Source organism: Sporichthya sp. (assembly GCF_013815995.1).
Lineage (GTDB): Bacteria > Actinomycetota > Actinomycetes > Sporichthyales > Sporichthyaceae > Sporichthya.
The window spans coordinates 1-5,457 of record NZ_JACDFE010000264.1; the positions used below are offsets into that span (position 1 = coordinate 1).

Below are 5,457 nucleotides of genomic sequence, written 5' to 3' on the forward strand. Positions count from 1 at the left end.
GGCCCGTCTGCGGCGACCGCGCCGGGCCGGGTCAGGAGCGGGGAGGTCAGCACGTCGGTAGGCACGCGCTCCACTGTATGCACCGCGCGACTCAGAGGTCGCGGGACCAGATCTGCTCGGTGCGGGCGGCGTCGAACGGGAACGGGCCGAGCTCGGACTCCAGCGTGAAGCCGTGCCGTTCGTAGAGGCCGCGGGAAGCGGCCAGGCCGCTGCACGTCCACAGCATCATGCGCTGGTACCCGCAGGCGGTGGCGAACTCCAGGCAGGCCCGGATCAAGGCGAGCCCGACGCCGCGGCCGCGAGCGCTCGGCTCGGCCAGGAAGAAGCGCAGCTGCGCGGTCTCGTCGTCCTTCCGGGCGCACGCGATCGAGCCGACCGGCACCCCGTCCAGCTCGGCGATCCAGACGGCCTCGGCGTGCGGGTCCAGGTTCTCGGCGAGCTCGGCGACCCGGTGAGCGACGTAGGCCTCGTAGTCGGTGCCCCAGCCGCACTCCGCGCCGTAGAGCGCGCCGTGCCGGGCGATGATCCAGCCCCAGTCACCCGGCGCCGGGGCGCGCAGCAGGAGGCTCATCTGAGTGGGCGTCAGGCCTGCGCGCGCTTCGCGCAGCCGCGGCAGCGGCCGTAGATCGCGAAGTGCTCCAGGTCGACCTCGAAGCCCTCCGCCGTGCGCACCGCCTCGGTCAACGGGCCGGCCACGTCGACCCCGACCTGGGAGACCGTCCCGCAGTCCCGGCAGACCAGGTGCAGATGGTGATGATGCCCGGCCGGGTGGTACGACGGTGCGCCGTGACCGAGGTGCGCGTGCCGGACCAGTCCGAGTTCCTCGAGCAGCTCCAGCGTCCGGTAGACCGTGGAGATGTTGATCCCGCTGGCGGTCTCCTGCACGCGGGCGCAGACCTGCTCCGGCGTCGCGTGCGCGAGCTCGTTGACGGCGGCCAGGACGAGCTCGCGCTGCGGGGTCAGGCGGTAGCCCTTCTCCCGCAGCATGACCCGCCAGTCCTCGCTCATACGGGGCTCACTCCGCCGGTGCCCGCTTGAGCGCGGCCGAGATGTGCGCCTGGAGGGGCTCCCCCATCGCTTCCATCTCGTAGACCCACATCAGTTCACCGTTGACCAGCCCGTAGAGCCGGTGCCCACGGCGGTAGTCCTTGGCCGACTCGACCTTGAGCAGGCCCGTCGTCGCTACCTCGATCCGCGGCCCGCGGATCTCCCCGAGCATCGCCTCCAGGAAGCCCGTCGGGTGACTCAGCAGGACCTCCAGCGGGATGGCGTCGGAGTCCTCGGCCTTGTCCATCGGGCGCGGCCGCCAGAAACCGGTCTCCATGTTCAGCGGCCCGAGCACGGTGCCCGCCTGGTCGATCTCCCAGCTGCGGCTCAGGTAGTGCACGAAGGGCTTACTGTTCTGCGAGAACTCGACCCGCTGCTTGAACAGCCTGCGCTCGATGGTCGGGTACTCGACGACCCCTTCGCCCTCCCAGGCGCCGAGCAGGAAAGCCAGGCCCATGTTGGCCTCGTGCAGATTGGGGGGAATCTCGAACACCCGCGGGAGTCTACGGCGGGGGTCCGCTCGCTACCTTGGCCGTCATGGCTCGCACCCTGGTCGTCAAGGTCACCGCCGGCGCCGACGCCCCCGAGCGCTGCGCGCAGGCGTTCACCGTCGCCTCCGTCGCCGCCGCCTCCGGCATCGAGGTCTCGCTCTGGCTCACCGGCGAGAGCGCCTGGTTCGCCCTCCCCGGCAAGGCCGCGGAGTTCGAGCTCCCGCACTCCGAGCCGCTGGAGAGCCTGCTGGCGACTGTCCTGGAGTTCGGCCGCGTCACCCTGTGCACCCAGTGCGCCGCCCGCCGCGCCATCGAACCCGGCGACGTCCTCGACGGCATCCGCATCGCCGGCGCCGCCGTCTTCGTCCACGAATCCTGCGCCGACGGCGCCCAGGCCCTCGTCTACTGAAGGCTCAACCCCGCCGAAAGTGCACTCCTGCAGGTCGTTCGGTCGAATCGGCCTGTAGTTCTGCACGTTCGTGGGACGACACGCCGGTCATCCACAGCTGGCGTGGTGGTCGATCGTCGTCCACAGCCCGGGCGGACGAGGGCCTCCGCCGCGCTTGTCGGGGACACAGTGGCGGCTATGAAGCGAGACGACGATCTTGACGCCGAGTTCCAGGCCTTCACTAGGGCGCAAGCACTGGGCTCGGGCGTGACGCGGAGCCAGCTGGATGGAGGCCGGGGGTTCCGCAGAGTCGCCCGGGGCCTTCACGTCCCGGCCGACCAACCCGACGGGCTCTGGGAGCGCTGCCGCGCTCTGCGGCTCGTCCTGCCGGACGACGCGGTCTTCAGCCACTACACAGCGGCAGAGCTGCTTCGGGTTCCGGTCCCCGATGAGCCACTGGTTCACATCTGCACTGCGCAGCCCATCGAGCCACGCGTCGGCGGTGTGGTGGGGCACCGGATCCAAACCATCCGCGAGACGGACGTGCGACATCACTACGGGCTCCCGATCACCACTCCGGCGAGGACGTTCTTGGACCTGGCCGGCAGGCTGGATTTCCTGTCGCTCGTCATCGCGGGTGATCCGCTGGCCAAACTCGACCCGCACGGCGTCTCGGGCCTCGCCGAGGCGGTCGATCGAGGCAAGGGACGTCGCGGTGTGCGGCTCGCGAGGGCGGCGCTTCCCCTGCTGGATCCGGCCAGCAAGTCAGCCTCGGAGACGCGTCTTCGCTTCCTCGTCGTCGTCAACGGCCGTCTGCCCAAGCCGGTCTGCAACGCGCCCGTGTATGACGCCGCAGGTGATTGGTTGGCCGAGGTCGACATCCAGTGGCCGGAGATCCTGTTCGGCCTCGAGTACGAGGGCGCCCACCATCGCGAACAGCGTCAGTGGGAACGCGACATCAAGCGGGACGAGAACGTGCGCGACGTCGATTGGCTCGTCATGAAGGTCACCGCGACGGACCTCTACCAGCGTCCGGCCGCCACACTCGAACGAATCAAGGACGGATACGCGCGCCAACTCAAGCGCCATCGCGGCCGGTAGCTGCGGTCGCGGCGGTCGCGGCGGTCGGCGTGTCGTCACACGAAAGCGCACATCTGCAGGTCAGAAAGCGGGATTTCGCCTGCAGATGTGCGCTTTCGGCGGGAACTGGGCGGCGGGAACTGGGCGGCGGGAACTGGGCGGCGGGAACTGGGCGGCGGGAACTGGGCGAGGCCCGGCGCCGGGCTACGCCGGGAGGACGATCTCCAGCTCGGCGATGGAGCCGAGGGCGGCGGCGACCTGGCGGTCGGCCTGGGCGCCGGGGGCGAGGGTGCGCAGGGTCCAGGTTCCGGGGCCGGCGAAGAAGCGGAACTGGCCGGTCGCGGAGGTCGGGACCTCGGCAGTGAACTCACCGGTCTTGTCCAGCAACCGCACGTAGGCGTTCGGCACCGGATGCCCGTCCCGGGTCACGATGCCCTGGATGATCGCCTCCTTGCCGAGGTCGACATTCGCGGGGAGGGCCGGGCCGCCGGCGACAGCGCCGCACATCAGGCGACACCACCCTCGGGACCGCCGGGGTTGTCGCCGAGGCTGATCGGGACGCCGACCAGCGCGCCGTACTCGGTCCAGGAGCCGTCGTAGTTGCGGACGCTGGTCTGGCCAAGGATCTCGTGCAGCACGAACCAGGTGTGCGCCGAGCGCTCGCCGATGCGGCAGTAGGCGATGGTGTCCTGACCGAAGTCGACGCCCGCCTCGCCGTAGAGCGCGCGCAACTCGTCGTCGGACTTGAAGGTGCCGTCGTCGTTCGCGGCCTTGGACCACGGGATGTTCACCGCGGTCGGGATGTGGCCCGGACGCTGGGACTGCTCCTGCGGCAGGTGCGCCGGGGCGAGGATGCGGCCGGCGTACTCGTCGGGCGAGCGGACGTCGATCAGGTTCACCGAACCGATCGCGTCCTCGACCTCCTGGCGGAAGGCGCGGATCGAGCGGTCCTGCTCCTGGGCGACATAGGACGTCGCCGGCCGCGAGGGAACCTCGGTGACCAGTTCGCGGGAGTCCAGCTCCCACCGCTTGCGCCCGCCGTCGAGCAGCTTCACGTCGCCGTGGCCGTAGAGCTTGAAGTACCAGTAGGCGTAGGAGGCGAACCAGTTGTTGTTGCCGCCGTAGAAGACGACGGTGTGCTCGTTGCCGATGCCTCGCGAGGACAGCAGCGCCTCGAACTCGGGCTTGTTCACGAAGTCGCGGCGGACCCGGTCCTGGAGGTCGTCCTTCCAGTCGATCCGGACGGCGCCCGCGATGTGGCCCTTGTCGTAGGCCTGAGTGTCCTCGTCGACCTCGACGAGCACGACGTTCGGGTCGCTGCGGTGCGCCTCGACCCAGTTGGCGTCGACGAGGGAATCACTGCGGCTCATGGGAATGTCCTTCCAGATAAGCAAACCAAGGGGGCGCGTCCGACCAGGGACAGCGCAGGGGGCGCGGCAGAAAGCAGCGCGCCGGAGAAAGGCGTGAAGGTGTCGGCGATCAGACGCAGCGACACAAGCAGGTGGCCACGCGGCACAGGTCGACCGCGCGCCGTTTGGTCAGAACTGCTGGCTGGGACACGTGCCCAATGCTACGTAGCGGGTTGCGGACGTGCGTAGACGGTCTCATCTGGTGAGACGGACCAGAGTCCCCAGGCGGCGGTGATGTCCGCACTGGAGAGCATCAGGTTCTCGCCGTCGAAGCTGAACTCGATGCCCGCCTCGGTCGGGTTGATCTTGATCGTCATGCCCTGGGGAATCTCGCGCAACGGATAGCGGATGTCCGGGATCAGGCCGGAGACCGGCGCCGCGGTGCCGTCGACGGAGACCTGCTCCGGCCGGATCAGCAATTCGTTCCCGACGATCCGGGGCTTGCCCGACGCCGATGCCGTCCGGGTCTGCCCGGCGAAGCGCACCTTGCCGCTGATCTTCACCAGGTTCTTGCCGCCGTAGGAGACGGCGTAGCCACCCGCCGCCGCGGTGGCGGCGGCGTAGCTGATCCGCCCGGTCCCGCTGAGCGAGTCCACCTGCGCTCCGGCCCCCTCGCGCTTCACACCCGTCAGCACGGCGCTGACCCGCTCGGCGCGGATCTGACCGGCGTCGGCGTCGCGGATGTCGACGGTGACGTCGTCGAACTTCTGGCTGATCAGCTGGGGCAGGAACGGGAAGCCGCTCATGTCGACCGATGGCTTGTCCGGCGTGGCCAGGCTCTTCTGGATCTGCTCCTTGACCAGCCCCTCGACCACCATCTGCCCGCCGCGGTCGACGACGAGCAGCAGCACCACGACGACGACCGCCGCGATCGCCCAGAATCTGCCCCGTCGCACCCCGCTATCCCACCAGCAACCGGCCGAGCACGTATGCAGCGGGCGCGGCCAGCACCAACGGCATCGCCGAAGCCATCACCAGCGCGGCCTCTCCGGAGCGCCGGGCCTGCCGGGACGCCTGGCGCCGGGCCTGCCGGTTCGCGGCC

Annotated in this window: 9 protein-coding genes; 2 read left to right on the forward strand and 7 right to left on the reverse strand. The window is 69.9% G+C overall.

All coding sequences use genetic code 11. The features are described from left to right. Positions 1–91: 91 nt before the first annotated feature. Genes H0X00_RS21050 through H0X00_RS21060 form a run of 3 tightly spaced genes read right to left on the reverse strand, consistent with a single transcriptional unit; the run spans position 92 to position 1,540 of the window. Entirely contained in the window at positions 92–571 is a 480-nt protein-coding gene (locus H0X00_RS21050; RefSeq protein ID WP_293774527.1) for a GNAT family N-acetyltransferase, read from the reverse strand. 11 nt (positions 572–582) lie between these two features. After that, the gene (locus H0X00_RS21055) at positions 583–1,008 is read right to left on the reverse strand and encodes a Fur family transcriptional regulator (protein ID WP_293774529.1); all 426 of its coding nucleotides are present in this window, start codon (positions 1,006–1,008) and stop codon (positions 583–585) included. A 7-nt stretch (positions 1,009–1,015) separates the two neighbouring features. Beyond that, on the reverse strand, positions 1,016–1,540 hold the full coding sequence (locus H0X00_RS21060; RefSeq protein ID WP_293774531.1) for an FABP family protein: 525 nt from the start codon (positions 1,538–1,540) through the stop codon (positions 1,016–1,018). A 44-nt stretch (positions 1,541–1,584) separates the two neighbouring features. Between H0X00_RS21060 and H0X00_RS21065 the strand changes: the two genes are divergently transcribed. Together H0X00_RS21065 and H0X00_RS21070 are read left to right on the forward strand one after the other, a co-directional pair. Continuing rightward, positions 1,585–1,947 carry a DsrE family protein gene (locus tag H0X00_RS21065; protein ID WP_293774533.1) on the forward strand — a complete coding sequence of 121 codons (363 nt, stop codon included), beginning with the start codon at positions 1,585–1,587 and terminating at the stop codon, positions 1,945–1,947. Between the two features lie 177 nt (positions 1,948–2,124). Next, positions 2,125–3,027, forward strand: a complete 903-nt coding sequence (locus H0X00_RS21070; RefSeq protein WP_293774535.1) for a hypothetical protein — start codon at positions 2,125–2,127, stop codon at positions 3,025–3,027. 183 nt (positions 3,028–3,210) lie between these two features. Here H0X00_RS21070 and H0X00_RS21075 read toward each other — a convergent pair whose 3' ends face one another. The 4 genes from H0X00_RS21075 to H0X00_RS21085 all read right to left on the reverse strand — a co-directional run bounded on the left by H0X00_RS21075 (position 3,211) and on the right by H0X00_RS21085 (position 5,311). Next, on the reverse strand, positions 3,211–3,513 hold the full coding sequence (locus H0X00_RS21075; protein ID WP_293774536.1) for a DUF1416 domain-containing protein: 303 nt from the start codon (positions 3,511–3,513) through the stop codon (positions 3,211–3,213). Further along, entirely contained in the window at positions 3,513–4,376 is an 864-nt protein-coding gene (locus H0X00_RS21080; protein WP_293774538.1) for a sulfurtransferase, read from the reverse strand. The genes H0X00_RS21075 and H0X00_RS21080 overlap by 1 nt, the downstream gene beginning before the upstream one ends. A 109-nt stretch (positions 4,377–4,485) precedes the next feature. Further along, complete coding sequence (locus tag H0X00_RS24000) at positions 4,486–4,614, reverse strand: Ms5788A family Cys-rich leader peptide (RefSeq protein ID WP_367186720.1); 129 nt, start codon at positions 4,612–4,614, stop codon at positions 4,486–4,488. Further along, positions 4,577–5,311, reverse strand: coding sequence for a DUF2993 domain-containing protein (locus tag H0X00_RS21085; RefSeq protein ID WP_293774540.1), 735 nt, complete (start codon positions 5,309–5,311; stop codon positions 4,577–4,579). The genes H0X00_RS24000 and H0X00_RS21085 overlap by 38 nt, the downstream gene beginning before the upstream one ends. Positions 5,312–5,457 lie beyond the last annotated feature (146 nt).